The sequence below is a fragment of the Nocardia sp. NPDC058705 genome, assembly GCF_042749305.1.
Taxonomy (GTDB): Bacteria; Actinomycetota; Actinomycetes; order Mycobacteriales; family Mycobacteriaceae; genus Nocardia.
Window position 1 is genome coordinate 37,791 of the sequence record NZ_JBHYRN010000012.1, and the last position, 26,710, is coordinate 64,500.

Consider the following 26,710-nt stretch of genomic DNA (forward strand, 5'->3'; position numbering starts at 1 on the left):
CCCCTCGGCGCGTCTCGTAGTCCCCGATAGACGCGGTGCACGACGGCGTCACATTTCGTCGCGGAGAAGGAGGGCCGATGCCGGACAGAGTGGTGGACTACCTGGTACGAACGGTAGCCGACCGGGGAATCACCCAGATCTTCGGCGTGGACGGCGCCAACATCGAGGACCTGTACGACGCCATCTTCGATGCGGGCGGCTCGCTTGCGGGGATCGTCGCCAAGCACGAATTCTCGGCGGCGACGATGGCCGACGGGTACGCGCGCAGCACGGGCGGGATGGGTGTCGTCGCTGCCACTTCGGGTGGCGGGGCAGTGAATCTCGTTGCTGGACTGGCTGAGTCGTATACGTCACGGGTGCCGGTGCTGGCTTTGGTCGGTCAACCACCGACGAGCCTCGAAGGACTCGGCGCGTTCCAGGATTCGAGCGGACTGGCCGAATCCATCGATGCAACAGCACTGTTCGCGACGATCAGCCGGTATTGCGCCCGGGTGACCGATCCGGCCGAGTTGCCCGCTCAGCTCGCCGCGGCGATCGCCGCGGCCGAAGGTGGCGGACCCGCGGTGCTGTTGATTCCGAAAGATGTTCAGCAGCAACTGATGCCAACCCGGTCTGCGCTCGCTGCGGGCGCAACCACCGGCACTGATACCACCCCCGCACCGCCGGATCACACCATCGCCACGGAACTCGCCGACGCCCGTCGGCTCGGCAAGGTGGTGATCATCGCCGGTGATCAGATCGCTCGCGACGATGCCCGTGTGGAACTCGCCGAGCTGGTCGAAGCGCTGGACGCCTCGATCGGTGTGGCTCCCGACGCCAAGGATGTGTACTCCAATACCGGCCCCGGCTACTGCGGTGTCGCGGGCAGCATGGGCCACGCCGAGCTGGTCGAGGCGCTTTCCGCGGCGAGTGCCTGCCTGCTGGTCGGCACCCGCCTACCGGTCACCGCCCGCGCAGGGCTCGACGCGGCACTCGCCGAACTGCCGGTCCTCAGCGTCGGCGCGCTGCCGCCCTACCTGTCGACCACCCACGCCACCAGCACGAACCTCGCCGCCACCATCACCACACTGCTGGCGGGCATCGGAGCCCCCGCACCGACGGCCCCCGAACCCGCAGGTCAGGCACCCCGACTCACCCCGATGACCGTCCCGGACGCAACCGGTCCCGGCTTGCGCTACCGCACGGTCGTCGAGGCAATCCAAAACTCACTGCCCGATGGCGCGGATATTTTCGCCGATGCGGGTAACACCGGAGCATCGGTGGTGCATTACCTACGGGTACCCGAAGGCGGGCGCTTCACGGTCGCTCTCGGGATGGGCGGCATGGGTTACGCCTTCGGCGCGGGGATCGGCTCCGCGTTCGCCCGCCGCGCCGCCCCCGACGGCGCACACCGCACCGTCGTCATCGCCGGCGACGGCTCGTTCTTCATGCACGGCATGGAGATCCACACCGCGATCGAACACAACCTGCCCATCACCTTCGTGGTGTTCAACAACAACGCGCACGCCATGTGCGTGACCCGCGAACAGCTCTACTACCAGGATCGCTACAGCTTCAACCGTTTTCAGCCATCGCATCTGGGTGCCGGCCTCGCGGCCATGTTCCCCGGACTGCCCGCCCACACCGTCGCCGATCCCGCGCTACTCGCCGAGGCTCTGGAGCGCGGCTTCACCGCCCCCGGACCCGCGTTCCTCGAAATCCTCTGCGACCCAGACGAAGTCCCACCCTTTCTGCCGTTTCTGTCAGCCCTCGAATCCAGGAGCATCCCGTGACCACCAGCGCCCTGCCCGCCCTGTCCGACATCCCCGAGGAGGTGGTGCCCGGTGTCATCCGGATCGAGAACTCCGACCGGGAGACCACCACGCCGATCATCATGGACATGCTGCGTTCGGTCTATCCGCACGACCAGATCTTCGGCGACTACTGCCCCGTGCAGACCTACATCGCCGCACCACCGCGCGAGGTCTACGAATACCTCGCCGACACCCGCTCGCTCGAGGAATGGACCTACAGCCTGCGCGGCTTCGTCGAAACCGACGAGCCAGGCCTGTGGCTGTCCTATGACCGTCTCGGTGACGCGACCAAGTGTTTCACCCGCACCGTCGCCCACTCCGACGCGATGACCGTCGACTATCACTGCGCGTGGGATCAGTCCGAACACCTCTGGATGATCTATCTGATGCGAGTGGTCGACGCCCAGGTGGTGTTCAACAAGCCCGGTTCGGTGGTCACCTGGGTCAATTGCAAGCACCCCTTCTACGACGAGAACGGTTATCCCGAAACAGCACCGCCGAAGCGTCCCGTGTGGGTCGGCGATTTCTGGGAGATGTTCTCCGCCGGACACCAGCTCGAGCTGGACAACCTCAAAGCCATTTGTGAATACCGCGCGGCCAACGGGCTGCCGATCAAGCCGGAGTGGATGCAGTGAATATGCCGCAGGTGAGTCTGGTCGATGTCGCGAGCTATCTGCCCGGCGACCCCGTCCCGACCGAATACTTCACCCAGTTCTCCCGTTCGGAGCGGATGGCGAAGAACGTCATGTTCCGTTCGCCGACCGGCCGCCACCATATCGGCCGCGACGAAACCGCCGTCGATATGGCCGAGAAGGCGTTCGCCGCACTGCGCGAGCGGCACGGCGCCGACCTGGCGTCCGAGATCGACATCATCATCACCCACACCCAGCTGCCCGATAATCCGGTGCTCGGTGCCGGCCCTGAACTGGCTCGCCGGCTCGGCGCTCGTCCGTCGCAGGTCCTGGATGTGCACAACAGTGGTTGCGCGGCCTTCGTTCAGATGATGGCGATGGCCCGGATGATGATGGCCACCAGCGACGCGAAGACCGCGCTGATCGTCGCCGCCCAGAATTGCGCGGGTCCGGTGTTCACCCAGCCCGATATCCGGAAATTGGCGCAGGCGCCGGTACCCGGTGACGGCTGTGGAATCGGCCTGCTGCGCAAAGACGATTCGGGCCCGATTCTCGATATCGAAACCCGCACCTATCCCGAATTCGCCGGTGATATGGACTTTTCCACGAACGGTCCGCGCAAATATTGGGAGCCGGGCGAGGGTCAGGGTTGCGTGAGCTTCTCCGAATCCAAGATCACCAAGGTGTTCGCGCGCGGCAACCGGCTGGTGCCCGAGGTGGCGCTGGCGGTGTGTGAACGCATCGGAGTGAAGAGCAGCGATATCGACACCTTCGTCACCAATCAGCCCAACCGGCTGTTCCTGCGCAACTGGCACGACGCGCTGGAACTGCCCGCCGAACGTCATCCCGATACCTTCGATCAGTGCGGAAACCTTTTCGCCGCAGGGATTCCCGTGACGCTCGATGCGGAGAACCAGGCGGGCCGGTTGCGCAACGGGTCGGTGGTGCTGTTGTCGGCGTTCGCGCACGCGGGTGATTTCGCCGGTGCGGCGGCTATCCGATGGGGGGCGGCGCGATGAGTCTGCTGGTGGAACCGACGATCCCCTCCCGTCGATTTCACACCACCGCGACACCAACGCTGTTCGATCTCGGTCTCAGCGAGAACCCTTTTCCGCCACTGCCTTCCGTGATCGCGGCGGTGAATATCGCGCTGACCCAGGCGAACCGGTATCCGGACTTCCTTCCGGAAGAGTTGCCGCGGGTGATCGCCGACCACCTCGGGGTCTCGCCCGACGACGTGGTGGTCGGCGCCGGGGCGACCGGTGTCGCGATGCAGGTGATGCGTGCTCTCGGCGGTGGTGAACTGCTCAGCAGCACACCGACTTTCGACGGCTATCCGATCATGGCGGAGATGGCCGGGATGACACTCGTCCCGGTCCCCCTGGATCCGGCGGGCAATCAGGACCTGACCGCGATGCGGCGCGCGGTGAACCGCAGCACCGCCCTGATCGTGCTGTGCCGCCCCCACAACCCCACCGGCACCGTCCTCGACGCGGCCGCGGTGCGCTCGTTCCTCGACGCGATCCCCCATCGTGTCCCGGTGATCCTCGACGAGGCCTACGTCGAATTCCTGGACCCCGCAAACCGACTCGACCTGCACACTCTCCTACACCGCCACCCGAATCTGCTTGTCCTGCGCACCTTCTCGAAGGCCTACGGCCTGGCCGGCCTGCGCATCGGCTATTGCGTCGGCCGAGGAAAACTGATCCAGCGAATCCGCGACCAGCAGCTCCCGTTCGGCATCCCCACCACCTCGGTCGCCGCGGTCCGCGCCGCCTACGCCGCCACCCCCGAACTCCGCGACCGCATCAACCGCATCAACCGCGAGAGAGAAGCCCTCCGATTGTCTCTGCGCGCCTGCGCAATAGACGTCCCGCGCAGCTACGCCAATTTCCTCTACCTCCCCGGCCCGGGGGTAGCCACCGCCCTACGCCGCGCCGGCATCAAAGCCAAGGCCTACCCCGACGGCAGCGCCCGCATCGCCGTCGGCGACCCCACCGCAGGCCGAGCCGTCCACACCGCCCTCGCCAACCTCCGCTGACCATTTCAACCCGACCCGGCACACCTGGTCACCAAGACCGGGACCTGACCCCCTCCCAGGTCCCGGTCTTGCGCACGTCTCAGCAGCCACCGCCGCCGCCGCCGCACCCGCCGCCGCCGCAGCTTCCCCCGCTGCCGCCGTCGCCGCAGCCGCTGCCGCCGTCGCCTGTTCCGGCGAAACCGGCACTGGCACTGCCCGCCGCGATCCATCCGGCCTTGCCCGATTTGCCGCCCCCACGCGGTTTCGGCGCGAGCATGATCCGGGTGACGCCGAGGAGGAAAAACACCAGCGCTGTGAACAGAATCGCCGCAGTGTACATCGACCCGAGTGCCGCGGCGATCAGGCCGATGACCACCAGGAGACCGGCCCCCGCGAGGTAGAGCTTGCTCCCTCGCAGGTCAGCATGTGTTGTGGCCATCAGAACCTCCTGCGACTGTCGAACTCACGATGCGTAGTTCCATGATCCCTCATCAACCGCGTCGAGTCTCGTGACCGGCGGTTCAGTCCCCGCCACCGCCACCACCGCAACCACCACCACCGGAACCGCCGCCGCCGCCGTAGTCACCTCCGTAGAGGTCGCTCAACGAGTCCGCGTCGTCGATGCCGCGTCGACCGGGTCTGCCACCGATGCCGACCCGCAGACGCTGGTGCCTCGACCGGATGCGACGTGCATTTCGATAGGTCAGCGTGCCACCGATCACCAGCAGTATCGCCGCGAAGCCGAGCAGGCCGAGGCCGACCATCAATGAATGGCTGGTGGCGATCACGCCGACCAGCGCTACCAGAATTCCCGCGCCGTAAATCATGACGATCCTCGTTCAAATGTCAGCAGCTGCTGCTGCCGCCGCCACAACTGCTGCTGCTTCCCCCGCCGCAACTGCTGCTACTCGTATCGCAACTGCTGGATCCGGAGTCGCTGCTCGCCGACCAACTGCTGCCGCTCGACCAACCGCTGTCGGAGGAGCTCCAACTACTACTCGAGTCCGAGCGCCTTGCCCGCATCTGAGTGCGCGCACGCTGTAGATCCGCGGCTCGTTGCGCCCGCCTGGTACTCCTGGCCGGGGTATCGGTCGCCCGGATGATGGCCACGATGATCGCTGTCGGCACCGCGACGATCACCGCGACAACGACAACCGCTACGACAATCGCGAACACCGTGGCGATCACCTCGATGAAGTCCATGAGCCCCTCCTACCTGGATCGGTCTGTCGAAACGGCTGTGTCAGCAGCCCCCGCCGCCACCACCACAGCCGCCACCGCCACCACCACAGCCGCTGCTACCACCACCGTCGCCGTGGCTTCCGGCGTTGCCTGCCATCCATCCCGTCGACGCTGCCGTACCCCCAGCACGGGTACCCCAATGCCGTTGCGAGGCACCGGTCCCCTGGCCTTTCCGGCGGAGTTGGAAGCCGACGAGAACGCTCGCCGCGATGATTAGTAGCGCGATGCCGAGGATCGCCGAGAAGTTGGCGGCGATGATCACGCCGATGAATGCGGTCAGAACTGCCGCCCCGATAACCTTCATGATGCCCCCGATCAGGGTTCTGATTGCGTTGTGCAGCAAGGCTTACCGTAAGGGCGCACCCTTGCAATTTCCTTATGGCTCAGCCATCAAGGAGAAAGCCCGCGATCAGCAGGGGACCGGCTTTCGAAGGCCGGGAAGCGGTCGGCGCCGAAACGCCGGGAACTCAGTTTGCGGGTGCGCAGGTGTCGCGCAGGGAGCAACCGCCGCACGAAGAGCCGCAGCCGCCGACGGGGGCGGGGGGCAGGAGGGGTTCGACCGCGCGGGCCGCGGCGTTGGCGCCCGCGCCGAGGGTGAACACGGCGATCACGGCGACTACCGCGGCGACGCCGAGGCTCGCGAAACCACCGGCCACCAGCACGACCAGACCGCCCGCGAACAGCAGGGCGCCCGCGCCGACCGAAGTGGGGGCGGCGATGCGGTTGGCGATGCGAAAGCTACCGTCGCTGTGCAAAGCCGCTTCGGTGGTTACACCTAGGAAGCGGTTGCGGGGCAGTTTGCCGAGCAGTCCGAGCACGCCGGTCACGATGGCGACCGCGGCCAGCGCGAACAACAGGGAAGCGACGACGACCATTCCTGCAGGCTAGCGCACCTGCGCGGATGGGCGATCGAGCGCTCCCCGACGAGGTGACCGCCCACACACCGCGCGGGTCGTCGGAAATCCACTCGCGCCCACGTTCTACCCTGTTAGACGATGTTTACCCCGGATCGGCGAGAACAAGAAGGCGGTACCGTGCAGGACACTCGTGCAACCGAGAGTGACGTACCCCAGCACCGGTACAACGCCGAGCTGGCTGGGCGGATCGAGCGCCGCTGGCAGGAGATCTGGACCGAGCGCGGCACGTTCAACGCGCCCAACCCGGTTGGCCCGCTCGCCGGCCCGACGCCGCCGGACAAGCTGTTCATCCAGGACATGTTCCCGTTCCCCTCTGGCGCGGGCCTGCACGTCGGCCACCCGCTCGGCTACATCGCCACCGACGTCTTCGGCCGCTACCACCGCATGCGCGGCCGCAACGTGCTGCACGCGCTCGGCTACGACGCCTTCGGCCTGCCCGCCGAGCAGTACGCCGTGCAGACCGGCGCGCACCCCCGCGTGACCACCGAGGCCAATATCGCCACGATGCAGCGTCAGCTGGACCGGCTGGGCCTGGGCCACGACCCGCGGCGAACCTTCGCCACCACCGACCCCGAGTACTACCGGTGGACGCAGTGGATCTTCCTGCGTATCTACAACGCCTGGTACGACCAGGAGGCAGGTAAGGCCCGCCCGATCGCCGACCTGGAAGCCCAGTTCGCCAGCGGCGCGCGACCGGTTCCCGAGGGCGACTGGAACACCATGTCGGCCACCGAGCGCGGTGCACTGATCGACTCGTACCGTCTTGTGTACCAGTCGGATTCGATCGTCAACTGGTGCCCGGGTCTCGGCACGGTGCTGTCGAACGAAGAGGTCACCGCCGACGGGCGCAGCGAGCGCGGCAACTTCCCCGTGTTCCGTAAGCGCATGTGGCAGTGGATGATGCGCATCACCGCCTACTCCGATCGCCTGGTCGACGACCTGGACACCCTGGACTGGCCGGACAACGTGAAGTCCATGCAGCGCAACTGGATCGGGCGCTCGCGCGGTGCGCAGGTGCGCTTCGACGCCGACGGCGAGACCATCGAGGTGTTCACCACCCGCCCCGACACCCTGTTCGGTGCGACGTATGTGGTGCTGGCCCCTGAGCACGAGCTGGTCGACAAGCTGACCGCTGCCGCCTGGCCCGCCGACACCGACGCCCGCTGGACCAACGACAGCGCCACCCCCGCCGAAGCTGTTGCGGCGTACCGCAAGTCGATCGCGGCGAAGTCGGATCTGGAACGTCAGGAGAACAAGGAGAAGACCGGCGTCTTCCTCGGCTCCTACGCCACCAATCCGGCCGACGGCAAGCAGGTGCCGATCTTCATCGCCGACTACGTGCTCAGTGGCTACGGCACCGGCGCCATCATGGCGGTGCCAGGCCACGACGGCCGCGACTGGGATTTCGCGACCACGCTCGGCCTGCCGATCGTCGAGGTGATCGCGGGCGGAGACGTCTCCGAGGCGGCTTACTCCGGCGACGGCGAACTGGTGAATTCCGGCTTCCTGAACGGACTTCCGGTCGACGAGGCCAAGGCGACCATGATCGGTCACCTCGAAGCCGAGGGTCACGGCACCGGCACCGTCCAGTACAAGCTGCGTGACTGGCTGTTCGCCCGCCAGCGGTACTGGGGCGAGCCGTTCCCGATCGTCTACGACGCCGACGGTGTCGCCCACGCACTGCCGGAATCCATGCTGCCCGTGCTGCTTCCGGAGATGGAGGACTTCGCGCCGGTCACCTTCGACGCCGACGACGCCGACTCCCAGCCCTCCCCGCCGCTGGCCAAGGCCACCGACTGGGTCCACGTGGAACTCGACCTGGGCGATGGCCCCAAGCAGTACCACCGCGACACCAACGTGATGCCCAACTGGGCGGGCTCGTCGTGGTACCAGCTGCGCTACGCCGACCCGACCAACACCGAGACGTTCTGCGCCGTGGAGAACGAGAAATACTGGCTGGGCCCCCAGCACGGACCCGACGACCCGGGCGGCGTCGACCTGTACGTCGGCGGTGTGGAGCACGCGGTGCTGCACCTGCTGTATGCGCGATTCTGGCAGAAAGTGCTGTTCGACCTGGGCGATGTGTCCGGTAGCGAGCCCTACCGCCGCCTGTACAACCAGGGCATGGTGCAGGCCTACGCGTACACCGATTCGCGTGGCACGTACGTGCCCGCCGCCGAGATCGTCGAACGCGACGCGAAGTTCTTCTGGACCGGCGCCGACGGCGTCGAGATCGAGGTCGCTCAGGAGTACGGCAAGATCGGCAAATCGCTGAAGAACGCCATCTCGCCCGACGAGATGTGCGACGTCTACGGCGCCGACACCTTCCGCTTCTACGAGATGTCGATGGGCCCGCTGGACACCTCGCGCCCTTGGGCGACAAAGGATGTCGTCGGCGCGCACCGCTTCCTGCAGCGCGTCTGGCGCCTGGTGGTCGACGAGGAAACCGGCACAGTGAAGGCCACCGACGCCGCCCCGTCGGACGAGACCCTGCGCCTGGTGCACCGCACCATCGCCGGTGTCGACGAGGACCTGGCCGCGCTGCGCGACAACACCGCGGGCGCCAAGCTGATCGAGCTCACCAACCACCTCACCAAGACCTACCCCACCGGCGCCCCCCGCGCCGCCGTGGAACCCTTGGTACTGATGCTCGCCCCGCTGGCCCCGCACATCGCCGAGGAACTCTGGGAACGCCTGGGCCACACCGCTTCCCTGGCTCACGGCCCCTTCCCCACCGCGGATCCCGCACTGCTGGTGGCGGATTCGGTGGAGTACCCGATCCAGGTGAAGGGCAAGGTGCGCAGCCGAATTCAGGTTCCGGCCGACGCCGATGTCGCCGCGATCGAGGCTGCGGCTCTGGCCGACGAGAAGGTCATCGCGCTGCTCGAGGGTCAAGCACCGCGCAAGATCATCGTGGTGCCAGGAAAAATGGTCAACATCGTGCCGTAGCCGCCTCCCCGGGTCTTTTGGCCAGACCCGGGTACGGGGCTTTTGTGAGGTGGGTGGGTTAGCTCGTGCCCGGTGAGTTACCCATGTTCTTGCGAGATCAGCTCCGTACTTCCAGGACGTCGTTCAGCGTGACCAGCGACAGGTTGCGCTCGCGGATGATGTCGACGAGTTGCCCGTAGCAGTGGGTGACCGGGGGGAAATTGGCGTGGCCGATGATGATGGATTGGGCGGCGAAATATTTGTGGGCGCATTCGATCAGGTATTCCTCGGTGATGAGGCCTGAATCCGACAGCGAGCCGTACCACATGGTCGGGACGGTATAGCCGAGGTCGGCGGCGATCTTGTCGACTCCCGCGTTGTGATAACCGAACGGCGGGCGATAGAACGGGGTGCCGTCGACACCGAAGTTGTTGTGCAGGAATGTCTTCGTGCGACTGAGTTGGTCGGCCACCTCGGTGGAGCTGATCTTGGTCAGGGCGGCGTGGTCCCAGGTGTGGTTGCCGAGCTGGATCTGGCCCGATTCCACCAGCGGGCGCATGGCGTCGCGGTGGATGGTCCAGGATTCGTAGTAGCCGGTGACGAAGAAGGTGAAGCGGGCGCCGGTGTCCTTTGCCCATTTCACGTAGGCGCCGACGACCTCGGGGCTGGCGCCGTCATCGACGGTCAGTGCCATGGACTGACCCTCACCGGGCAGCGCCGTGATCGGCTTCGGGGGGATGATCGACTTCGGGCCGCCCGGCGGAGGCGGCAGCAGGGGCTGGGCGGGCGGGGCAGGCGGTACGGGGATCTCGCCACCGGCGGAACCGGCCTCGACCGACTCGCCGCCCGCGGTCGCGCAGCCGGTCAGTGCCACGGCGGTACCGGCGGTCAACAGCGCCAGCATTCGACGTCTATCCACGTTGTGCATCCCCTTGATCGAATTCTTTACGGGCGGTTCTCGGCGCGCGACGGTACCCGGGGAATCCTTCGAGCACGCGAACCCCCGCGCACATTCACGCGAACAGCATCACCGGCGCGGATGCCGTCCAAGCGCACCGAGAGGATACCGCTCGCACCATTACCTCTGCGTGCTGGCAATGATCCGACTGGCGTATTCGTACAATTCACGCGATTTCAATCAGTTTTCTGACTGGAACCGCTCGAATTGCGTGATTATGCCGGGCGCAGGACGATCTCTGTCGGATGGCAGTCGCGCGGAGTATCGACGGCGTTGCGCACCGCCGACGCCACGGTCTCGGCGGTGAGGAATTCCTCCGGCCGGTATTCGCGCCCCTCGTCGGCGACGATCGCGCGCTGCATATCGGTGTCGATGCGGCCGGGGAACAGCGAGGTCACCCGGAGTGCGGGTTCCTCGAGGCGCAGCGCGTCGGCGAACGCGCGGAGTCCGAACTTGCTCGCCGCGTAGGAACCCCAACCGGCATTCGCACGGATACCCGCACCCGAATTGATCAGCACCACATGCCCGTTCGCGGCGCGCAGCGCGGGCAGCAGCACCCTGGTCAGCTCGGCGACCGCGATCAGATTGACCTCGAGGGATTCGCGCCACTGCTGCACCGAGGACTCGGCGACCGTGCCCAGATCGGCGATCCCCGCATTGTGGACGAGCACGTCCAGGTGCGAGATCTGCTCGGCGGCCGCGGCGACGGCGGCGTAATCGGTGAGCGCGACCGGCCAGCCCGTGGCGTCGGGCAGCTCGGTGAGGATCGGCTGCAGCGCGTCGGCGGAGCGGGCGCCGAGCAGCAGGTCGTGGGTCGGCGCGAGTTCGCGGGCGATCGCGGCGCCGAGTCCACGGCTGGCGCCGGTGATGAGGGCGGTCGGGGCGGGGGTACTGGTCACCGTCATGGGTTCACGTTAGTTCTCGACACCGTGGCCGTTTCCACGCGCGGATGTCAGCACCGACTAGTACCGTCGGACTATGACCGATCCCCGGTACAACTACGGACCAGACAACCCGCAGTATTCCCAGCACCCGGGCCAGCCGCAGTACCCCCACGGCCAGCAGTATCCCCAGGGTGAGCACTACCCTCAGGGCGAGCCGGAGCCCAAGGTCAATGTGGGCAAGCTGTGGGCGGGTGGGATCGGCACGGCCGTCGTTGCCGCGTTGCTGGTGGTTGTCGCGATCATGCTGATCCGCGGGGTGCTCGGCATCGCGATCCTCTCGCCCGAAGGCGCTGGCGCGTACGGCACCGTCTCCACCACGTCCTATGCCGTCGCCGCCGCGGGTGCCGCACTGATGGCAACGGCTCTGTTGATGGTGTTGCTGCTGGCCATGCCGAGCCCGCTCACGTTCTTCACCTGGATCTGTCTGCTGCTCACGGCTGTCGCGGTGATCCTGCCGTTCACCCTGGTCGCCGACCTGGACGCCAAGATCGCGACCGCGGCGATCAACCTGCTGGTGGGTCTGTGCATCACCACCATGCTCAGCTCGGTCGGATCGGCCGCCCAGAACACGCCGCGTCAAGCCGGGTACTGATCGTCACACCGGTGCCGAGATGCCGTAGGGCCAGCTACGCCGCAAAATAGATAGATGACCGACCCGGGTTTCACCTCGACGCAGCTCGCGGCCCGCGCCGCCTACCTCCTGCGCGGCAACGACCTGGGCACGATGACCAGCGCCGCACCCCGCCTCTACCCACACATGTGGAGCTGGGACGCGGCGTTCGTGGCGGTGGGGCTGGCGCCGTTGAGCGTGGAGCGGGCGGTGGTCGAGCTCGACACGTTGCTGTCGGCGCAGTGGAAGAACGGGATGATCCCGCACATCGTGTTCGCCAACGGTGTCGACGGGTATTTTCCAGGGCCAGCGCGCTGGGAATGTCGCAAGCTGGCCGCCAACGCACCCGACGGCCCCGACACGTCCGGCATCACCCAGCCCCCGGTGCACGCGATCGCCGTGCAGCGCATCCTCGACCACTCCCGCCGCCACGGCCGCTCCACCCGCGCGGTCGCCGAGGAATTCCTGAACCGCCGCTGGCCGGATCTGGTGCGCTGGCACCGCTGGCTCACGCACGCCCGCGACCCCAAGGAAACCGGGCGGATCACGCTGTACCACGGGTGGGAATCCGGGATGGACAACTCGCCGCGCTGGGATCGCGCCTACGCCAATGTTGTTCCAGGCGCGGACCTTCCGCCTTACCGCCGGGCCGACACCTCGATCATCTCCGATCTCTCCCAGCGGCCGAGCGACCGCGAATACGACCGCTACCTGTGGTTGGTCGAGCAGATGCGGCGGGCGAATTACGACGATTTCCAGCTCACCTCGGTGATGAGTTTCGCCGTGGAGGACGTGTTCGTCTCGGCGATCTTCGCGCTGGCGTGTGAGGTGCTCGCCGATATCGGCGAGGAGTACAAACAACCGCACGCCGACGTCCGCGAGCTGCACGGCTGGGCCGAACGCTTCCGCAAGGGCGTGGTCGCCACCACCGACGAACGCACCGGCGCGGCAAGGGATTACGACGTCCGCCTGCAACGTTGGATCAGCACCGACACCCTCGCCATGTTCGCGCCCCTGCTCTCGGGCGGCCTCTCCCGCCACGCCGAACGAGCCCTGCTCAACACCTTCGAAGGCCCCCGTTTCTGCGGCCACCCCGACCTCCGCTACGCCCTTCCACCCTCGACTTCCCCCGTCGCCAAGGAGTTCCGCCCCCGCGAATACTGGCGCGGCCCCGTCTGGCCGGTCATGAGCTGGCTGTTCTCCTGGGCCTTCGCCCGCCGAGGCTGGGCCGAACGCTCCTACATGCTGCGCGCCGAAGGTCTACGCCAAGCCAGCGACGGTAGCTTCGCCGAATACTACGAACCGTTCACCGGCGCCCCACTGGGCAGCATGCAGCAATCCTGGACCGCCGCTTCGGTTCTCGACTGGTTGGGCTAGTTCTCGCCGGCGTAGACCTGCCACTCGACGGTGATGCCGAGTTCACGCGCGAGCGTCGACGCCAGTCCTTGCAGGTCACCACCCTGAATCGTGGCGCCGCGCAGTGCGGTGACGCCGTAGATGCCGGTGAGGTCGCAGTCTTCGAAGCGGAGGTTCTGCTGGATTCGGGCGCCCGCGAATCGGGCGCCGACCAGGTTGCAGCGTTCGAAGCGGACGTTGCGGAATTCGGTGCCCTGGAAGTCGGCTTGGCGGAGGTCGCAGTCGCGGAAAACTACTGTGCGTAGGCGCGATTGGGCGAACGAGGAAAGGTCGGCGCGCGTGGATTCGATCAGCACGTCGCGGAGAACGCCTGCTGTCCAAGACAATCCGGTGAGACGGCCGTGCGCGATGACGGTTTCGAGCATCGTGGAATCATCGGCTTGCACATTGGCGAGATCGCAGATGCGCAAGGCGGATTCGGCGATCGTGGTCTGGCGCAAGGTGCTCGGGAAGCGGACGCTGTCGAACAGGCAGCCCTCCACGCTCATCCCGTGCACATGGAATTCGGCGAAATCCGCGCCGAGATATTCGACATCGGTGACGGTCAGGTCGTCGATCGGGTCGTCGCCTGGCGCGACTGCCGGACGCAGCGCGCCCAACTTCGCCACCGCGGGTTCGAACCGCACCTCACGCTTGCGCGCCACTTGCACTCCCGTCATCCGATGTCCGCACCAAGATACGGGCACGCACCGACAGGCTTTCGGTAACTATTCACAGACACCCACCAACACCACTGGTCACACCGGCAACAAGCCACTACGGTCGACGGCCATGGACACCAAGCGCTGGAGTTCGGCTGCTCGTGGTTGTGTTGCGCTCGTCGCCCTTGCCTGCGCGCTACCCGGTATCGCGCAGGCGGAGCCGAGCGGGCCGGATGTGTCGTCCTGGCAGCATGTGGACGGGCGGATGATCGACTGGCACGCAGTGCGCGCGGCCGGGCACCAGTTCGCGATGGTGAAGGCCACCGAGGGGCTGCACTACGTCAACCCGTACTTCGTGCAGGACAGCATTCTGATGCGCACCGCCGGGGTGGCCCGCGGCACCTACCATTTCGCGCGCCCCGAACTGCCGCCCGAACCGCAGGCGGCGATGTACGCGGCGACGGTCCTCGGCCAGAACGGCCCGCTCGACCTGCCCCCGGTCCTCGACCTGGAGACCTCCGGCGGCCTCGCCCCCGCCGCCCTCATCGACTGGACCCACCGCTACCTCAACACCGTCCAAGCCCTCACCGGCCGCCCGCCGATCATCTACACCTACCCGAACTTCTGGAAAACCGCGATGGCCGACACCAACGCCTTCCACCGCTACCCCCTCTGGATCGCCGACTACAGCGGCAACGACCACCCCGAAGTCCCCGGCGCCTGGCCCACCTGGACCTTCTGGCAGACCACCGACCGCGGCACCGTCCCCGGCATCCACGGCGGCACCGACGTCAACCGCTTCAACGCCACCCACACCGACTTCGCCCGCTTCGCCAACATGTCCGGCCTGTTCGGCAGCAGCTAGCCGACAACGGTCGGCTCGTAGACATATGTAGATAACCTGCTCTATGCTGGGGTTATGAAGTCGATCAGCGTTGGGGAGCTCCGTCAGAATCCGTCGGAGATGATTGCCGATGTCGAGTCGGGCGAGGTCTACGAACTGACCCGGCACAACAACCTCGTCGGTTATATCGTGCCCGCGTCATCGTCGGCGCGCATCATCCCGCGCAAACTGGCCGGGCCCGCGCGAACAAGCGAGCTTCCACGCCGGGAACTGCGTACCGCGAGCACCATCGACGAACTGCTCGAATCCGAGAAGGGCGAGTGGTGAAGGCGTACTACCTCGACACCTCGATCGCCGTGCGGATTCTGCTCGGACACTCGCCAGAGGCGGCCCGATGGTTCGACGCCGCCACGGGCGACTTGGACGTTTCAGTGGTCTCGTCGCGACTGCTGCGGACCGAACTCACCCGCGTACTACGCCGTGAAGGCCACCCGGTTCTCGATCGCGACCACATCCTTGACCGGATCGGCATCATCCCGCTCGACCATGCGGTCTTGAACGAGGCCGAGGCGATCATCTCGCACGTCAAGTCGCTCGATGCCATTCATCTGGCGTCAGCCCTACGCAGCGGCTTGGACGACATCACCATCGTGACCCACGACAAGAACATGATCGCGGTCGCCGGACAGCTCGGCTTCCCCGTGCACGACCCGGTGCGATGAGCGAGTCCGAAACGGCTGCGATCCTGGCGAACCCGGAGGCGTTGATGCGAATGGCGCAGTCCGAAGCCGAGCTCGCTCGTGGAGAAGTTGTCACCGGAGATGAGCTGGCTGCGGCGATGGCCGAGCGTAGAAATGACGAAACCGCTACTCGCCCAGCCGAGTAGCGGTTTCGTCAGCGGATCGGGTGTCGGCTAGATGCCGATGCGTCCGCCGTTCTTCTTCCAGACCACCGCGACCGAGGGGCGGGGTTGGGCGGTGCCGCCGTCGGGCCAGTTCGACAGGGGCTTGTCGGTGGTGGCGTCGTCGGCCTCACCGGGGTGCTGCACGCAGACGATGACCTGCTTCTCGGTGACGATCGGGCCGCAGGTCTCGCCGCCGCGCGGGACGGTGAGGAACTGCTTGGTCTCGCCGCGGTTGGGGCCGTCGAGGACCACCGAGAACAGGCCGTCGTTGGACTTCAGCGCGTTGCCGTCGGTGGAGATCCACAGGTTGCCGTACGGGTCGAAGGCCAGGTTGTCCGGGCAGGAGATCGGGCTGACCTTGGCCTTGTCGAAGCCGCTGAAGTAGGTGTCGGCGGTGGTGGGATCTCCACAGACGAGCAGCAGCGTCCAGGTGAAGTCGGTGCCGGTGTGGTTGTCGGTGAGCTCGAGAACCTGGCCGTTCTTGTTCAGCTTGCGCGGATTGGCCTCGTCCACGCCGGGCTTGCCGTCGGCGCCGCGGTTGGAGTTGTTGGTGAGCGCGACGTAGACCTTGCCGGTCTTCGGGTTGGTCTCGAAGTCCTCGGGGCGGTCCATCTTGGTGGCGCCGACCTTGTCGCCGGCCTGGCGGGTGAACACCGCGACCTCTTCGGCCGTCATGCCGTCTACCAGGGACTTGCCCTTGCCGTCGGCGCCGGTCTCGAGCAGTGGGATCCACTGGCCCTTGCCGGTGAAGCCTCCGTTGGGGACCTTGCCGGAGCCGTCGATCTCGGCCGCGTGGTCGCCGGTGAGCTTGGCGACGTAGAGGGTGCCCTCGTCGAGGATGGTCATGTTGTGGCGCATCGCCGAGGCGCCGACGCCCGACTGCACCTTCTTCTTGGAGACGAACTTGTACATGTAGTCGAAGCGCTCGTCGTCGCCGCTGTAGGCCACGACGCTGCCGTCGCCGGTCACGTGAATGGTGGCGGCCTCGTGCTTGAAGCGACCCAGCGAGGTGTGCTTGACCGGCGCCGAGGCGGCGTCCCACGGGTTGACCTCGACGACGTAGCCGAAGCGGTTGACCTCGTTGGGTTCCTGGGCAACGTCGAAGCGCGGGTCGAAGGTCTCCCACTTGCGCTCGGAAGCCGCACCCTCGATGCCGTAACGCTTCAGACGCGCCGCCGCGGCCGGTTCGGTGACGCCAGCCGCGTTGCCGAAGTACTGGTTGAAGTTCTCTTCGCCCGAAAGCACGGTGCCCCAAGGGGTTACACCACCCGAGCAGTTGTTCAGGGTGCCGAGCACCTTCGTGCCGGTCGGGTCGGCCTTGGTCTTGAGCAGCTCGCTGCCCGCGGCCGGGCCCTTGACCTCGAACTCGGTGGTCGCGGTGATGCGACGGTTGTACTTGCCGAACGCGGGCTTCAGCTTGCCCGAGCCGGATTCACCGTGGACCTCGACGACGCTGAGGCCGTGCGAGGCCAGCGCGATGTCGAACTGCTCGCGAGTCGGCGCGTCCTTGGAGTAGCCGCGGAACATCATCGGCTCGGTGCTGTACTCGTGGCTTACGACCAGCAGGTACTTGTCGGCCTGACCGTCGATCGGCAGCAGGCCGGCGAAGTCGCAGTTGTAACCGAACTGCTGGGCCGCGGCGGCGGGGGTCTGCTTGTCGAAGTCGAACGCGGGTGCGCCTTCGATCACGGCGTCGCCCCAGCGGATCAGCACCGACTGGTCGTAGCCTTCCGGCACGACAACGGCGTCTTCCTTGTTCGGCGCCACGGCGGTGAAGCCGGTGCCGGTGCCTGGCGAGCCGGTGGAGCCGGTGTCGGAGCTGTCGTCGCCTCCACAGGCGGCCAGCACGCTCACCGCGCCGACGCCGAGAACGACGGCGGCACCGCCCTTGATCAGGCCACGACGGTTGAGTCCGGCGACGATGTCACCGAAGTACTCACCGTCGGAGGTGTTGGGCACCTCGTGGAAGCAGGCGTTGCCGCACTTGTATTCACAGGTCAGGGCGGCGCGTGCCGACTGGCCGTCATGCTTGACGAACAGGGCGAGCGGTTTCGGACTCACGGTGACTCCTGAGTAGAACGGACTCCCGGCACCGTAAGCAGCCCAAGCGAGCCGTCGGGAACGCGAAGATGAACACACGACCAAAACTCGGCGCGCGCTGTGCCCGATCACAGGGATCGGGCACAGCGCGCGGTGGTTGTCATCAGGCGTTGACCGGAAGGGCGATCACTACCTCCTGCTCGTTGCCGGGCAGGTAGTGCACCCCGACGATGCGGCCGACCTGCACCGATCCGATCGCCGTCGGGGGCAGATACTTCTCCGCGCGGGTTTCGAAAGTGGTGCCGTCGGGACGGGTGACGACCAGGCCGAGCGCGATCTCGGTGTAGCCGCCGCGGATGCGACCGGGGACGTCGAGGCTGCGGACCACCGCCTGGGCGGCGATGCCGCGTTCGGCGATGTCGAGCTTGCCGCGGGTGGTGATGCCCTTGCGGATCAGGGATTCGTTCATCGCGCGCTGGGCGGCGCCGTTGTCACCGGAGCGGTCGACCTCGACCTTGTCCGTGCGACCCGGTAGGTACCGGACCGGCAGGACCACGCCCGGCTGCAGCAGGGCCAGTTCGGTGAGCGGAACGATCATCTTGGCGTGCGAATCGAAGACCTTTCCATCGGACCCCTCGACCCGGAAAGCGATCTTGACCTGCGGTTGGTCGTTCACCGAGACGCCGGTCTGCCGGAACGAGGTGATGGTGCCGATGCCGACCGCGGCGTCGCGGAACTCGCTGCTGTTGCGGCCGGTGAAGGCTTCGAGGATGCCGTCGCCGGTGAAGGCGAAGACCATCGGGACGATGGTGAGGGCGATGATCGGCAGGGCCATCTGGGGGCCGACCCAGCCGAGCATCGCGCCGGTGAATTCGTCGGGGGTGTAGGTGAGTCCGTAGTAGAGGTAATAACCGACGGCGAGAATTCCGAAGGCGACCGCGGCCGCACGGAGCTTGGACTTCATGGTTCTTCTCCTTCTGTGCGACCGGGTCGCGAATGGGTCAGGCGCCGACGATGGTGGAGCAGGCGAAGGTGATGTCGAACTTCACGGTCGACGGGCCCGCCAGGGGGTTGGTCATGTCGGCGCTGATGCCCTCGCCGGTGACGCGGTAGGTGTTGCCGTCCTTGGCGAGCGTGGCCGAGCCGCCGGGCTGGCCGTTTCCGTAGCCGACCGCGTAGGGCAGGCCGTTGGCGCCGCCCTGGCTACCCGCGATTGCGACGGCCTGGACCTTTTCGCCCTCGATCGAGGCGCTGACCGAGAGGCTGCCGTAGGTGGAGTTGGCCGTGTCGGTGAGCGCCAGGGCGAGGGTGCCTGCCTGCTTCGCGCAGGTGGTGTCGAACTCGGCGGTGAATTCCTTGCCGTCGACGCTGGCAGTGGACTTGCCGGCCGCCGGGGCGGGGGCCGCCGATCCCGGGGTGCTCGGAGAGGTGGTGCTCGCGTCGTCGCTGCAGCCGGTGACGAACAGCGCGGTGGCGGCGGCGGAAGCGGCGAGGGTGGCGATCAGCTTGGTGTTCATGGTGGTTTCCGTTTCTCTGGGTGGTTCGGGCTGGTAACCCGTTGAGAGAAAGGTAGAAATCCCGCGCCGCCTACCGATCCCAACTTTGGGGGTGGGCAGGTACGGCGCGAGCGGCCGAAGATACCTATAACCTGGTGCGATGCTCAGACCGCGCGCCATGGTTCTCGATGAGGTGTGGCGGGAGTTGGACGGGGTCGACGCGCTGAGTGGGGCCGCCGGTGGGCCGTTGCGGCGGACGGTGAAGTTGATCCTCGATCCGCTGGTGTTGCGGCCGATGCAGCATCCGATGCTGGCGGCGAGCGTGCTCGATGCCGACGGGATCGCACTGCTGACCGCGCTGGTGCACGCGCAGTCCGACACCCTGCGGGCCTGTGCGTCGTGGTTCACCGTGCTGAAGCAGGCGCGGCGGGCGCTGCGGATCACCGAGGGGAACGCGCAGGATCTGTACTTCCAGCGCTGCTTCGAGCTCGCGATCCTGTGCGGTGCGCCGGAAGGCGACGGTCGGGCGAGGGCCGAGGAGGCGTTGCGCGAGGTTCACGAGAGCACGGGCGGGCGTACCACCGCCGCGCTGAAAACCTATGTGACCGAACCACATCGGGCCGCCGAGTTGGCCGACCTGCTGGATATCGCCTGGGCCCGACGGCCCCTCGCACCCTACGGCGCTCGCGATCTGGCGGCCGAGCTGACCGAACTACTCGAGGCGTGCACGCTGGCCCGCGAAGGCGATCCGGCCGATGCCGGGCCACTGTTCGACGACATCGTCGACGACCGGGCCGGCACCCGTCGCGGAATCGCCCTGTGGCTGGAACATCCTGCTCACGGTGCCGATGATCTGGGGCTCACCACACATTCGAGCCCGCGACAGCCCGCGCTGGGTGCGTCGGCGTCGACGTCGAATCTCGGACTGCCGTTCGACCGGACCGTGTACGAGCGAGTGTTCACGGTGCTCCAAGGCAGTCTCGATCGAACCGATCTGCCGGAGATTGCGGAACTGGTGACGCGGGAGATCTCGCGCAGTTGTTCACCGTGGGGGTTGCTCGACGAGTCGCTGCGGGTTGCCGCTGCCGCGGGTTGCGAACTGGCGCTGGGACTTTCACCGATCGAAGCGTCTGGCGTGACTTCGCGCGCGCACGAGGTGGTCAACAGTCGGTGGCGGCGCGAAGGGTATGTGCTGCAGGCGCGGCGGTATGCGGTGCACGCGATCGACGGGGTGGGTCCGCTGGCGACGGTGGCGGCCGAGTTGCGTACCCCGTGGCGGCCGTATCTGCGCAGGTTGTGGGTGCGGTTGCACGGGCGGGATGTGCGGGAGATGCCGGTGTACGAGCCCGGTGAGCTGTGGGATCTGCTCGACGGTGTCGCGCGGTCGGTGATGCTGGACCACCGCACGAGGGTCAAACAGGCGCTCACCGCTGAGGCGGCTGTACTGGAAGCGAGGGCCAGCTGATGACTGTTGTCGATCTTCGCCGTGCTGAACCCGGACTGCTCGTGATCGCGCCCAGCGGTGCGCCGCTGGTCACCGATGCTGCACCGGGGCTCGATGTACTCGTGCTCGAAGTTGTTGGCGGGCACCTGAGTTGGAGTCTCTTGGACGGTGCCGAATTGCCCGCCGCGGTGATCGACGATGTCGAGGCGGCCCAGGATTGGGTGTGGGCTGTCTATGGCGAAGCGATCGCATTGGCTGTCGCCGGAAACGATCCACAGTCACTCACAGCCGTACCTGCCCGGCCCGAACTGGTGACCGCTCTGCGTCGGCTTGCCTACGCACACTGGGCAATTCGGTGGTGGCCCGCGTCGACTATCGACGGAATTCCATCGCTGGATGCTCGGCTGCTCCTGGATGAGATCGAATCGCTCACCGGGACTTGCGAAATGGTGCTCGATGAGGGGATCGACGATGGAGAATCCGCTTTCTCTGATGGTGCGGGGCTCCGTCGAATGGGGATCGAGCACGGTGACTATGCGGCTGTCGATGACGACGGGATCGCGTCGGGTGGTCGGGAGGCCGGAGGGATCGCATCAGGTGGTCGGGACGCCAGCGGGTCCACGTCAGGTAGTCGGGACGCCGGCGGGGCCGTATCGGACGGGCGTGAGCACGGTGGGGTCGCCGGGCGTGGTGGAGGTGTGCGCGGTGAATCTCGTGGGCAGGCTGATGATTACGCATTGGCTGCCGGTGGTCAGGATCAGGGTGGCGGACTGATCGTCGCGCGTGGGAGTGGTGGATGGGATTGGCGGCGTTGCCCGCCCGGCGTTCTCGACGCGAGCGAGCAGGCGGTGTCGTGGCAGGTGACACGGTCGGCCGGGGTGTCGACGGCGCAGGTCAGTGTGGTCGCCGCGCCCGATTGTCGGAGAACCGTCCCCGAACATCTTCGACCCTTCGCACGCGTGCGATCGGTCGCGCGGCGGTCCGCCGCCACCGAGCAGAGCGAGTCGCCGTCCGCCGACGACGAGCGCGCGGCGTCGTCGGTTACCGGGCGGGGTCGGCCGTCCGCCCCAGATGATCGTGCGGTGTCACCGCCATCGGCCGACGTGGAGATCGCGTTGCAGCTGCGCGGGGACGTCTGGACGGGAACGGGCGAGCTCCCTGGGACGCCTGAAACATCGCTTGACGTCGCCGTTTTCGTTCCCGGTGTCGGCCCCGCCGATCCGGCGGACGACGAAGTGGCCGCTCGCGATCGGATTCGCCGGCTCGCCCGCCGCCGTCTCACCGGGGGCGATGCGCGGCTGACTGCCGAAACTGCCGCTGCCGAAGCGGACGAGGACTTCTGATGGCGTCGGTAGGTGGGGCCGGCAACTGCGCTGACAGTTCACAAATCGGTGCGGTGGTCCGGATTTCGACCGTCAACGCGAAGAGTGTGCGCCTAGCGCGGATCGGGAGCAGGTAGATGGCAGCCACGGGCAGAACATCCGATCAGGACGACGCGCAGCTCACCGCGGGATACGCGGCGTACCAGCGTGGCGATGTTATCGCGGCGCTCGAGATCTTCGAGAACGCGGCCGACGGTGCGGCGCCTCGGTTGCGAAGTGCGGCGCTGGTCAACGCGGCGAGCATGGCCGACGAACTCGGGGACCATCGACGGGCGGTGGTGCTGTTCCGGACGGCCCTCGCTGAGATGCCGGAGGATGCTGCACATCAACGACCTGCGGCGTTGGTGAACTTGTCGCAGGCCTTTCAGCACCTGGGCGACTTCGATGCGGCGCAGGATGTGCTCGAGGAGGCGCGGGCGCTGCTCGCGGACAGTACTGACCAAGGGCTGCTGCGGGTGGCCTGCCTCTTGTCGCTGACGGCGGTGGCGTTGCATCGACAGCAGTGGGCGCGTGCGGGCGAGTTGGCCACCGAATCACTCGGGGTGACAGAACGTTTCGCACCCGAGCTGGCCGGTCATCCGCTGATGAACCTGGCTGCCTGCTCGTTCGAGACCGGGCGCTGGGAACTGGCCATCGACTTCGCTCGACAAGGAGTGGCCGCCTTCGCCGCAGCCGGCGCGGACGCCTCCGTCGCCGAGTCACGGCAGAACCTGGCGACAATGCTGGTGCGGGCGGGGCGCTTCGACGAAGCCGAGGAGCCGTTGCGGGCCAGTCAGGAGTTCTTCGAGGCGGCTGAGCTGGGGCATTGGGCCGGGATCGGGGCCAAAGCGATGGGCTTTCTCGCCGAGCGTCGCGGTGAATCAGGCGCGGCCCATGCGCATTACGAGACAGCACTGAAGCAGTTCGACGCAACCGGTGCCGTGGTGGACGCGGCTGACGTGCGACTGCGGCTCGCCACCGTCGCGTGCGCCGAGGGTGATCTCGGCGCCGCTGAAGAACTACTCGACGAGTCGTTCGCCGTCTACGCCGCACACGGACTCGGCATGCACTGCGCCCAGCTCGACTACTGGCATGCCGAACTCCTCCACGACGTGATCGAGCAAGCGACACAACCGGATCCGAACCTCCTCAGCCGCGCGGTATCCCTCGCGGTTCCCGCCGCTCTCGCCATCGACGCCGTTCGCCACACGCTCCCCAACGGCAACCAGCGCGAACACTGGCACCGCACCGTCGCCGAGCCCGCCATGCGCCTGGCCTTCCGCTGCGCCGCCCTCGCCGGCAACGGCCAGCTGGTCAGTGACTTGATCGACACCCAGTGCGCCGGAACAACTCTCGATCTCACCGCCTTCACCGAGGCAACCGTCCCCACCCTCGGATTCGAACTGCTCGATCTCACCGTCCCGGAACGAATAGCCACGCCTGCCCTCCAACTCGGCGCCGCCCTCGCCGACGTCGCCGCAGCCGCTGGAATCCCTGTCGCACCCCCACCACGTTTGGCAGACGGCGACCGAATAGTGCTGTCGGACTTCATCACCTACGCCGAGCAACGCTACGGCTGCCCCGTCCGCGACAATCGATTGATCACACTGTGAACCCGCCGGCAATGCCCCCGGCCTCCGAGGATGCGTCCTCAGCTGTGGCCGCTACACCCGCGCACACCCCGTCCTCTGGGCCGCAAACCTCGACGGCGCAACCGACTGCCTTCCTGCGAATGGCGGATGCGGGCGATGTCTACGTGTCGTGGCGGTGGGCCGATGATGCCTTGGCGCGTGGCGTTGCGGTGCTGCCTCGGGATGAGGTGCGCGAAGTGCTGCGGACGTTGGCCGACGCGGTGCCCGATCCCGCGCGGCCCGAGAATCTGCGGCAGGTGATGACCGAGGGTGGGCTCCTCGATCCTGTAGCGGAAAACGTTCTGGCACAGCACTTGTCACGCACGTTGTTGCCGTATGGGTTGGCCGTGCAGCTGTATGAACTGTCGCAACGTGGCATCCGACCGCATCTGCGGATTCAGCCTTCGCCGCGACTCGCACAGGTTCCATGGGAGATCATCGCGCCCGATCCCGAGATCCGGCTGCTCGATATCGCCGATGTGAGTCTCTTGGCGCCGGTGTCGGTGGTGCATTCGCCGGAGCGAATTGCGCACCGGTGGAACGAAACTCGCGATCTACCTGTTGTCGCGGTACTGGATCCGCGCGTTCCCGGTTACCGTGCGGATTCCGAACTCGGCTCGGTCCTCGGTCGGCCGAACGCGGAAAGCCCAGTGGCCCAGCACTTCAGCCGCTACGGTGCGCGCCTCATCCCCGAGGTGGCCGATCCGGTAGAGCTCTTCCGGCGCGCCGACACCGACCGCGATTGGCTGTCCGACGCCCTGCGGCAAGGCGCGAGTCGACTCGTCTACGTCGGCCATGTCACCTCCGCCGCACCGGAATCCGGCCAGAGCGAACACGCCGAGTTACACCTGAGCTGTACTGCCGACACCCGCGGCTTCGCCACCCCGAACCGCACCCACCGCCCGCTCTCGGCGAAAGACCTACTCCTGGGAACCCACTCCCTCGACCCGTCGCCGATCGCCGGTCGCGACCTGTGGCCGATGCCGAGCCGCGTCGCCCTCATCGCCTGCGAAAGCGGCGGCGACCTCCGCTTCACCGAAGCCCTCGGCCTCACCACCGCCGCCCTGGCAGCAGGCGCGGAACTGGTCACCGCCACCCGCTGGCCGCTGCCCACCGACCACGCCTTCCACACCCTCACCCCCACCACGGCCTACCCTCTGCAGGCCGCCATCTGCGCCGTGGACACCGCCCACGATTCACCCACACCCATCCCCACCCTGCTGACCTGGCAAAGAGCGCGCCTGTCCACCTGGCGATCCACACCGACCCCCGAAAACTCGCCCCTCCTCTGGGCAGCCTTCGCCACCGTCAGCGACTGAGGACTATTCCGGGAGGCCGAGGCCTGCGGCGAGGGTCGGCCAGGAGCGGTGGAAGGCATCGCGCCAGTAGCCCCAGGAGTGGGTGCCGGTGGGCTGGTGGTCGAAGGTGGCGGGGATGTTCAGCTCGGTCAGGCGGGTTTCGAGGTTGCGGGTGCACCAGTTGATCGCTGCTTCGATGATGCCGCCGACGACGACTTGGTTGGCCAGACCGTAGGGGGTCGGGTTCATCATGTACGGATCGCCGGTGTTGTCGTGCGGGCCGGGCAGTCCTGACGCGTCCGAGATGTAAAGCCTTGTACCACGCAATTTTTCGGCGTGGATGACCGGGTCGTTGGCTTCCCAGGCCGGGTCGTCGTCGGCGCCGTACATATTGCGGACGTCGCCGCCACCGTAGGTCTCCACCACCAGTTTGGTGAACTGTTTACCGGCCGGATCGGCGATCTGGGCGCAGCCGCTGTAGCCGGCGACGGACCGGTAGAAACCGGGCTTGGCCTGCGCCAATTGCAGGACGGCCGTGGCGGTCATCGAGTTGGCGGCGATGGCGTTGACGCCGTTGGTGCCCAGTGCCGCGTCGACCAGGGGTGGGAGTTCGTCGAGCAGGAACGTGCGCCACTTGTTGCGGCCGAGCGCGGGGTCGTCGCGCTGCCAGTCGGTGTAGTACGCGAACGCGCCGCCGACCGGCATCACCACATTGACGTCCTTGGTGGCAAGGAAGTCGCCGACGTCCGTGTTCTGCCACCAGGTGGCCCGGTCCTCGCCGCCACCGGCGCCGTTGAGGAGGTACAGCGCCGGGCGCGGAACGGACGCGTCCCGTGGGCGCTGCACCTTGACCGTGACGGCCTTGTTCATCGCGGCGGAGAAGACCAGCATGGTCAGACTTCGGTCATCGACCCGGCTCGAGATGATGTTCGAGCCGTTCGCCGTGGTCGGCGTCGCGAGGAGCTTCTTGGATTCGAGAATCGGATCGCGCCCGTCGGCCAGGCTGACGCCCACCCCGAAGGTGGCGACGCACGCGGCCAGCACACTGCCCGCGACACCGAAAGCCAGTGCGCGCCTGATTGTTTTGCCCATCGGCCGAGAGTTCCCTATCCATGAATCGGCAGGCGTAACGCAAGCCGCAGGCACAGACAGTAACGGGGGAACCGGTCGGCCGTCGAGCCGGTAGGAGGCCTAGCTGTCAGTGCTCGTCGTAGTGGTCCGCGTGCGGGGCGTGGCGGTGGCCGTCGTGGATGTAGTCGACGTGGTCGCCGTGCGGCACGGAGACGTGGCCGCAACCGGGGCCGTGTTCGTGGGTGTGGGCGGTGTGCTCGACGTGTGCTGAGGTCTCGCACTCGTCGAAGTGGCCTTCGTGTTCGCGGTGCAGGTGGCCGTCGTGGACGTAGTCGACGTGGTCCTGGTGCGGGATGGAGACGTGGCCGCAGGTGGGTCCGTGAACATGGGTGTGCTGCGGGTGCTCGGAGTGTGTGGTGGTCATCGGCTCTCTCTTTCCGGTTTCCCGGCACGTGGCCCGGTACTGATCGAACGGAGCTGGAGCACTTCCGACATTAGCAGTTGCGCATGAATTGCTGGG

General features: G+C 66.9%; 26 protein-coding genes and 1 pseudogene. 15 read left to right on the plus strand and 12 right to left on the minus strand.

Going from position 1 to position 26,710, the window contains the following annotated elements; all coding sequences use genetic code 11:
• Positions 1 to 77 precede the first annotated feature (77 nt).
• Genes ACFW6D_RS16155 through ACFW6D_RS16170 form a run of 4 tightly spaced genes read left to right on the plus strand, consistent with a single transcriptional unit; the run spans position 78 to position 4,466 of the window.
• Positions 78 to 1,772 carry a thiamine pyrophosphate-binding protein gene (locus ACFW6D_RS16155; protein WP_379328844.1) on the plus strand — a complete coding sequence of 565 codons (1,695 nt, stop codon included), beginning with the start codon at positions 78 to 80 and terminating at the stop codon, positions 1,770 to 1,772.
• Positions 1,769 to 2,428, plus strand: coding sequence for an SRPBCC family protein (locus tag ACFW6D_RS16160; RefSeq protein ID WP_379328846.1), 660 nt, complete (start codon positions 1,769 to 1,771; stop codon positions 2,426 to 2,428). The genes ACFW6D_RS16155 and ACFW6D_RS16160 overlap by 4 nt, the downstream gene beginning before the upstream one ends.
• A gap of 2 nt (positions 2,429 to 2,430) precedes the next feature.
• The gene (locus ACFW6D_RS16165; RefSeq protein WP_379329012.1) at positions 2,431 to 3,444 is read left to right on the plus strand and encodes a 3-oxoacyl-ACP synthase III family protein; all 1,014 of its coding nucleotides are present in this window, start codon (positions 2,431 to 2,433) and stop codon (positions 3,442 to 3,444) included.
• Positions 3,441 to 4,466, plus strand: coding sequence for a pyridoxal phosphate-dependent aminotransferase (locus ACFW6D_RS16170; protein ID WP_379328848.1), 1,026 nt, complete (start codon positions 3,441 to 3,443; stop codon positions 4,464 to 4,466). The genes ACFW6D_RS16165 and ACFW6D_RS16170 overlap by 4 nt, the downstream gene beginning before the upstream one ends.
• A 79-nt stretch (positions 4,467 to 4,545) precedes the next feature.
• Here ACFW6D_RS16170 and ACFW6D_RS16175 read toward each other — a convergent pair whose 3' ends face one another.
• The 4 genes from ACFW6D_RS16175 to ACFW6D_RS16190 form a co-directional block, all read right to left on the minus strand.
• Positions 4,546 to 4,884: a hypothetical protein gene (locus ACFW6D_RS16175; protein ID WP_379328850.1), complete on the minus strand. Its 339-nt coding sequence runs from the start codon at positions 4,882 to 4,884 to the stop codon at positions 4,546 to 4,548.
• Between the two features lie 82 nt (positions 4,885 to 4,966).
• The gene (locus ACFW6D_RS16180) at positions 4,967 to 5,272 is read right to left on the minus strand and encodes a hypothetical protein (RefSeq protein WP_379328852.1); all 306 of its coding nucleotides are present in this window, start codon (positions 5,270 to 5,272) and stop codon (positions 4,967 to 4,969) included.
• A gap of 416 nt (positions 5,273 to 5,688) precedes the next feature.
• Positions 5,689 to 5,991, minus strand: coding sequence for a hypothetical protein (locus tag ACFW6D_RS16185; RefSeq protein WP_379328854.1), 303 nt, complete (start codon positions 5,989 to 5,991; stop codon positions 5,689 to 5,691).
• Positions 5,992 to 6,154: 163 nt separating this feature from the next.
• Positions 6,155 to 6,562 carry an SdpI family protein gene (locus ACFW6D_RS16190; protein ID WP_379328856.1) on the minus strand — a complete coding sequence of 136 codons (408 nt, stop codon included), beginning with the start codon at positions 6,560 to 6,562 and terminating at the stop codon, positions 6,155 to 6,157.
• 159 nt (positions 6,563 to 6,721) lie between these two features.
• Here ACFW6D_RS16190 and leuS point away from each other — a divergent pair, with 159 nt between their 5' ends.
• The gene (gene leuS / locus ACFW6D_RS16195; RefSeq protein WP_379328858.1) at positions 6,722 to 9,553 is read left to right on the plus strand and encodes a leucine--tRNA ligase; all 2,832 of its coding nucleotides are present in this window, start codon (positions 6,722 to 6,724) and stop codon (positions 9,551 to 9,553) included.
• Positions 9,554 to 9,650: 97 nt separating this feature from the next.
• Here leuS and ACFW6D_RS16200 read toward each other — a convergent pair whose 3' ends face one another.
• Together ACFW6D_RS16200 and ACFW6D_RS16205 are read right to left on the minus strand one after the other, a co-directional pair.
• Complete coding sequence (locus tag ACFW6D_RS16200) at positions 9,651 to 10,460, minus strand: polysaccharide deacetylase family protein (protein ID WP_379328860.1); 810 nt, start codon at positions 10,458 to 10,460, stop codon at positions 9,651 to 9,653.
• 245 nt (positions 10,461 to 10,705) lie between these two features.
• Complete coding sequence (locus ACFW6D_RS16205; protein WP_379328862.1) at positions 10,706 to 11,395, minus strand: SDR family oxidoreductase; 690 nt, start codon at positions 11,393 to 11,395, stop codon at positions 10,706 to 10,708.
• Between the two features lie 73 nt (positions 11,396 to 11,468).
• On the opposite strand from ACFW6D_RS16205, the gene ACFW6D_RS16210 reads away from it, so the two are divergent.
• Both ACFW6D_RS16210 and ACFW6D_RS16215 read left to right on the plus strand, forming a co-directional pair.
• Positions 11,469 to 12,026 carry a DUF6069 family protein gene (locus ACFW6D_RS16210; RefSeq protein WP_379238376.1) on the plus strand — a complete coding sequence of 186 codons (558 nt, stop codon included), beginning with the start codon at positions 11,469 to 11,471 and terminating at the stop codon, positions 12,024 to 12,026.
• Positions 12,027 to 12,080: 54 nt separating this feature from the next.
• The gene (locus ACFW6D_RS16215; RefSeq protein WP_379328864.1) at positions 12,081 to 13,421 is read left to right on the plus strand and encodes an amylo-alpha-1,6-glucosidase; all 1,341 of its coding nucleotides are present in this window, start codon (positions 12,081 to 12,083) and stop codon (positions 13,419 to 13,421) included.
• Here ACFW6D_RS16215 and ACFW6D_RS16220 read toward each other — a convergent pair.
• Complete coding sequence (locus ACFW6D_RS16220; RefSeq protein ID WP_379328866.1) at positions 13,418 to 14,119, minus strand: pentapeptide repeat-containing protein; 702 nt, start codon at positions 14,117 to 14,119, stop codon at positions 13,418 to 13,420. The two genes, ACFW6D_RS16215 and ACFW6D_RS16220, sit on opposite strands and share 4 nt — an antisense overlap.
• Positions 14,120 to 14,231: 112 nt before the next feature.
• On the opposite strand from ACFW6D_RS16220, the gene ACFW6D_RS16225 reads away from it, so the two are divergent.
• From ACFW6D_RS16225 to ACFW6D_RS16240, 4 genes and pseudogenes are all read left to right on the plus strand, one after another.
• Positions 14,232 to 14,966: a glycoside hydrolase family 25 protein gene (locus ACFW6D_RS16225; RefSeq protein WP_379328868.1), complete on the plus strand. Its 735-nt coding sequence runs from the start codon at positions 14,232 to 14,234 to the stop codon at positions 14,964 to 14,966.
• Positions 14,967 to 15,020: 54 nt separating this feature from the next.
• Positions 15,021 to 15,173: pseudogene (locus tag ACFW6D_RS16230) on the plus strand (type II toxin-antitoxin system Phd/YefM family antitoxin); the annotation flags it as partial.
• A 92-nt stretch (positions 15,174 to 15,265) separates the two neighbouring features.
• Positions 15,266 to 15,667, plus strand: a complete 402-nt coding sequence (locus tag ACFW6D_RS16235; RefSeq protein WP_379328870.1) for a type II toxin-antitoxin system VapC family toxin — start codon at positions 15,266 to 15,268, stop codon at positions 15,665 to 15,667.
• Complete coding sequence (locus ACFW6D_RS16240) at positions 15,664 to 15,831, plus strand: hypothetical protein (RefSeq protein WP_379328872.1); 168 nt, start codon at positions 15,664 to 15,666, stop codon at positions 15,829 to 15,831. Before ACFW6D_RS16235 ends, ACFW6D_RS16240 begins: the two co-directional genes overlap by 4 nt.
• Positions 15,832 to 15,858: 27 nt before the next feature.
• Here the strand turns inward: ACFW6D_RS16240 and ACFW6D_RS16245 are convergent, their stop codons facing one another.
• The 3 genes from ACFW6D_RS16245 to ACFW6D_RS16255 all read right to left on the minus strand — a co-directional run bounded on the left by ACFW6D_RS16245 (position 15,859) and on the right by ACFW6D_RS16255 (position 19,406).
• On the minus strand, positions 15,859 to 17,910 hold the full coding sequence (locus tag ACFW6D_RS16245; RefSeq protein WP_379328874.1) for a PhoX family protein: 2,052 nt from the start codon (positions 17,908 to 17,910) through the stop codon (positions 15,859 to 15,861).
• A 142-nt stretch (positions 17,911 to 18,052) separates the two neighbouring features.
• Positions 18,053 to 18,853: a hypothetical protein gene (locus ACFW6D_RS16250; RefSeq protein WP_379328876.1), complete on the minus strand. Its 801-nt coding sequence runs from the start codon at positions 18,851 to 18,853 to the stop codon at positions 18,053 to 18,055.
• A gap of 37 nt (positions 18,854 to 18,890) precedes the next feature.
• Positions 18,891 to 19,406 carry a lipoprotein LpqH gene (locus ACFW6D_RS16255; protein ID WP_379328878.1) on the minus strand — a complete coding sequence of 172 codons (516 nt, stop codon included), beginning with the start codon at positions 19,404 to 19,406 and terminating at the stop codon, positions 18,891 to 18,893.
• A 157-nt stretch (positions 19,407 to 19,563) separates the two neighbouring features.
• Here ACFW6D_RS16255 and ACFW6D_RS16260 point away from each other — a divergent pair, with 157 nt between their 5' ends.
• From ACFW6D_RS16260 to ACFW6D_RS16275, 4 genes are all read left to right on the plus strand, one after another.
• Complete coding sequence (locus ACFW6D_RS16260; RefSeq protein ID WP_379329014.1) at positions 19,564 to 20,850, plus strand: hypothetical protein; 1,287 nt, start codon at positions 19,564 to 19,566, stop codon at positions 20,848 to 20,850.
• Positions 20,850 to 22,172 carry a hypothetical protein gene (locus ACFW6D_RS16265; protein ID WP_379328879.1) on the plus strand — a complete coding sequence of 441 codons (1,323 nt, stop codon included), beginning with the start codon at positions 20,850 to 20,852 and terminating at the stop codon, positions 22,170 to 22,172. Before ACFW6D_RS16260 ends, ACFW6D_RS16265 begins: the two co-directional genes overlap by 1 nt.
• 116 nt (positions 22,173 to 22,288) lie before the next feature.
• On the plus strand, positions 22,289 to 23,803 hold the full coding sequence (locus ACFW6D_RS16270; protein WP_379328881.1) for a tetratricopeptide repeat protein: 1,515 nt from the start codon (positions 22,289 to 22,291) through the stop codon (positions 23,801 to 23,803).
• Positions 23,804 to 23,922: 119 nt separating this feature from the next.
• Positions 23,923 to 25,140 carry a CHAT domain-containing protein gene (locus ACFW6D_RS16275; protein WP_379329016.1) on the plus strand — a complete coding sequence of 406 codons (1,218 nt, stop codon included), beginning with the start codon at positions 23,923 to 23,925 and terminating at the stop codon, positions 25,138 to 25,140.
• A 3-nt stretch (positions 25,141 to 25,143) separates the two neighbouring features.
• On the opposite strand, the gene ACFW6D_RS16280 is transcribed toward ACFW6D_RS16275, so the two are convergent.
• Both ACFW6D_RS16280 and ACFW6D_RS16285 read right to left on the minus strand, forming a co-directional pair.
• Positions 25,144 to 26,211, minus strand: a complete 1,068-nt coding sequence (locus tag ACFW6D_RS16280) for an alpha/beta hydrolase (RefSeq protein WP_379328883.1) — start codon at positions 26,209 to 26,211, stop codon at positions 25,144 to 25,146.
• A gap of 106 nt (positions 26,212 to 26,317) precedes the next feature.
• On the minus strand, positions 26,318 to 26,614 hold the full coding sequence (locus ACFW6D_RS16285) for a hypothetical protein (protein ID WP_379328885.1): 297 nt from the start codon (positions 26,612 to 26,614) through the stop codon (positions 26,318 to 26,320).
• Positions 26,615 to 26,710 lie beyond the last annotated feature (96 nt).

What these genes read in the sequence shown, in the direction of transcription:
- ACFW6D_RS16155 (WP_379328844.1), top strand. Translation starts at nt 78, where the DNA reads ATGCCGGACAGAGTGGTGGACTACCTGGTACGAACGGTAGCCGACCGG.
- ACFW6D_RS16165 (WP_379329012.1), top strand. Translation starts at nt 2,431, where the DNA reads ATGCCGCAGGTGAGTCTGGTCGATGTCGCGAGCTATCTGCCCGGCGAC.
- ACFW6D_RS16170 (WP_379328848.1), top strand. Translation starts at nt 3,441, where the DNA reads ATGAGTCTGCTGGTGGAACCGACGATCCCCTCCCGTCGATTTCACACC.
- ACFW6D_RS16175 (WP_379328850.1), bottom strand. Translation starts at nt 4,884, where the DNA reads ATGGCCACAACACATGCTGACCTGCGAGGGAGCAAGCTCTACCTCGCG.
- ACFW6D_RS16180 (WP_379328852.1), bottom strand. Translation starts at nt 5,272, where the DNA reads ATGATTTACGGCGCGGGAATTCTGGTAGCGCTGGTCGGCGTGATCGCC.
- ACFW6D_RS16185 (WP_379328854.1), bottom strand. Translation starts at nt 5,991, where the DNA reads ATGAAGGTTATCGGGGCGGCAGTTCTGACCGCATTCATCGGCGTGATC.
- ACFW6D_RS16190 (WP_379328856.1), bottom strand. Translation starts at nt 6,562, where the DNA reads ATGGTCGTCGTCGCTTCCCTGTTGTTCGCGCTGGCCGCGGTCGCCATC.
- ACFW6D_RS16200 (WP_379328860.1), bottom strand. Translation starts at nt 10,460, where the DNA reads ATGCACAACGTGGATAGACGTCGAATGCTGGCGCTGTTGACCGCCGGT.
- ACFW6D_RS16205 (WP_379328862.1), bottom strand. Translation starts at nt 11,395, where the DNA reads ATGACGGTGACCAGTACCCCCGCCCCGACCGCCCTCATCACCGGCGCC.
- ACFW6D_RS16210 (WP_379238376.1), top strand. Translation starts at nt 11,469, where the DNA reads ATGACCGATCCCCGGTACAACTACGGACCAGACAACCCGCAGTATTCC.
- ACFW6D_RS16215 (WP_379328864.1), top strand. Translation starts at nt 12,081, where the DNA reads ATGACCGACCCGGGTTTCACCTCGACGCAGCTCGCGGCCCGCGCCGCC.
- ACFW6D_RS16220 (WP_379328866.1), bottom strand. Translation starts at nt 14,119, where the DNA reads ATGACGGGAGTGCAAGTGGCGCGCAAGCGTGAGGTGCGGTTCGAACCC.
- ACFW6D_RS16225 (WP_379328868.1), top strand. Translation starts at nt 14,232, where the DNA reads ATGGACACCAAGCGCTGGAGTTCGGCTGCTCGTGGTTGTGTTGCGCTC.
- ACFW6D_RS16240 (WP_379328872.1), top strand. Translation starts at nt 15,664, where the DNA reads ATGAGCGAGTCCGAAACGGCTGCGATCCTGGCGAACCCGGAGGCGTTG.
- ACFW6D_RS16250 (WP_379328876.1), bottom strand. Translation starts at nt 18,853, where the DNA reads ATGAAGTCCAAGCTCCGTGCGGCCGCGGTCGCCTTCGGAATTCTCGCC.
- ACFW6D_RS16255 (WP_379328878.1), bottom strand. Translation starts at nt 19,406, where the DNA reads ATGAACACCAAGCTGATCGCCACCCTCGCCGCTTCCGCCGCCGCCACC.
- ACFW6D_RS16260 (WP_379329014.1), top strand. Translation starts at nt 19,564, where the DNA reads ATGGTTCTCGATGAGGTGTGGCGGGAGTTGGACGGGGTCGACGCGCTG.
- ACFW6D_RS16265 (WP_379328879.1), top strand. Translation starts at nt 20,850, where the DNA reads ATGACTGTTGTCGATCTTCGCCGTGCTGAACCCGGACTGCTCGTGATC.
- ACFW6D_RS16270 (WP_379328881.1), top strand. Translation starts at nt 22,289, where the DNA reads ATGGCAGCCACGGGCAGAACATCCGATCAGGACGACGCGCAGCTCACC.
- ACFW6D_RS16275 (WP_379329016.1), top strand. Translation starts at nt 23,923, where the DNA reads ATGGCGGATGCGGGCGATGTCTACGTGTCGTGGCGGTGGGCCGATGAT.
- ACFW6D_RS16280 (WP_379328883.1), bottom strand. Translation starts at nt 26,211, where the DNA reads ATGGGCAAAACAATCAGGCGCGCACTGGCTTTCGGTGTCGCGGGCAGT.
- ACFW6D_RS16285 (WP_379328885.1), bottom strand. Translation starts at nt 26,614, where the DNA reads ATGACCACCACACACTCCGAGCACCCGCAGCACACCCATGTTCACGGA.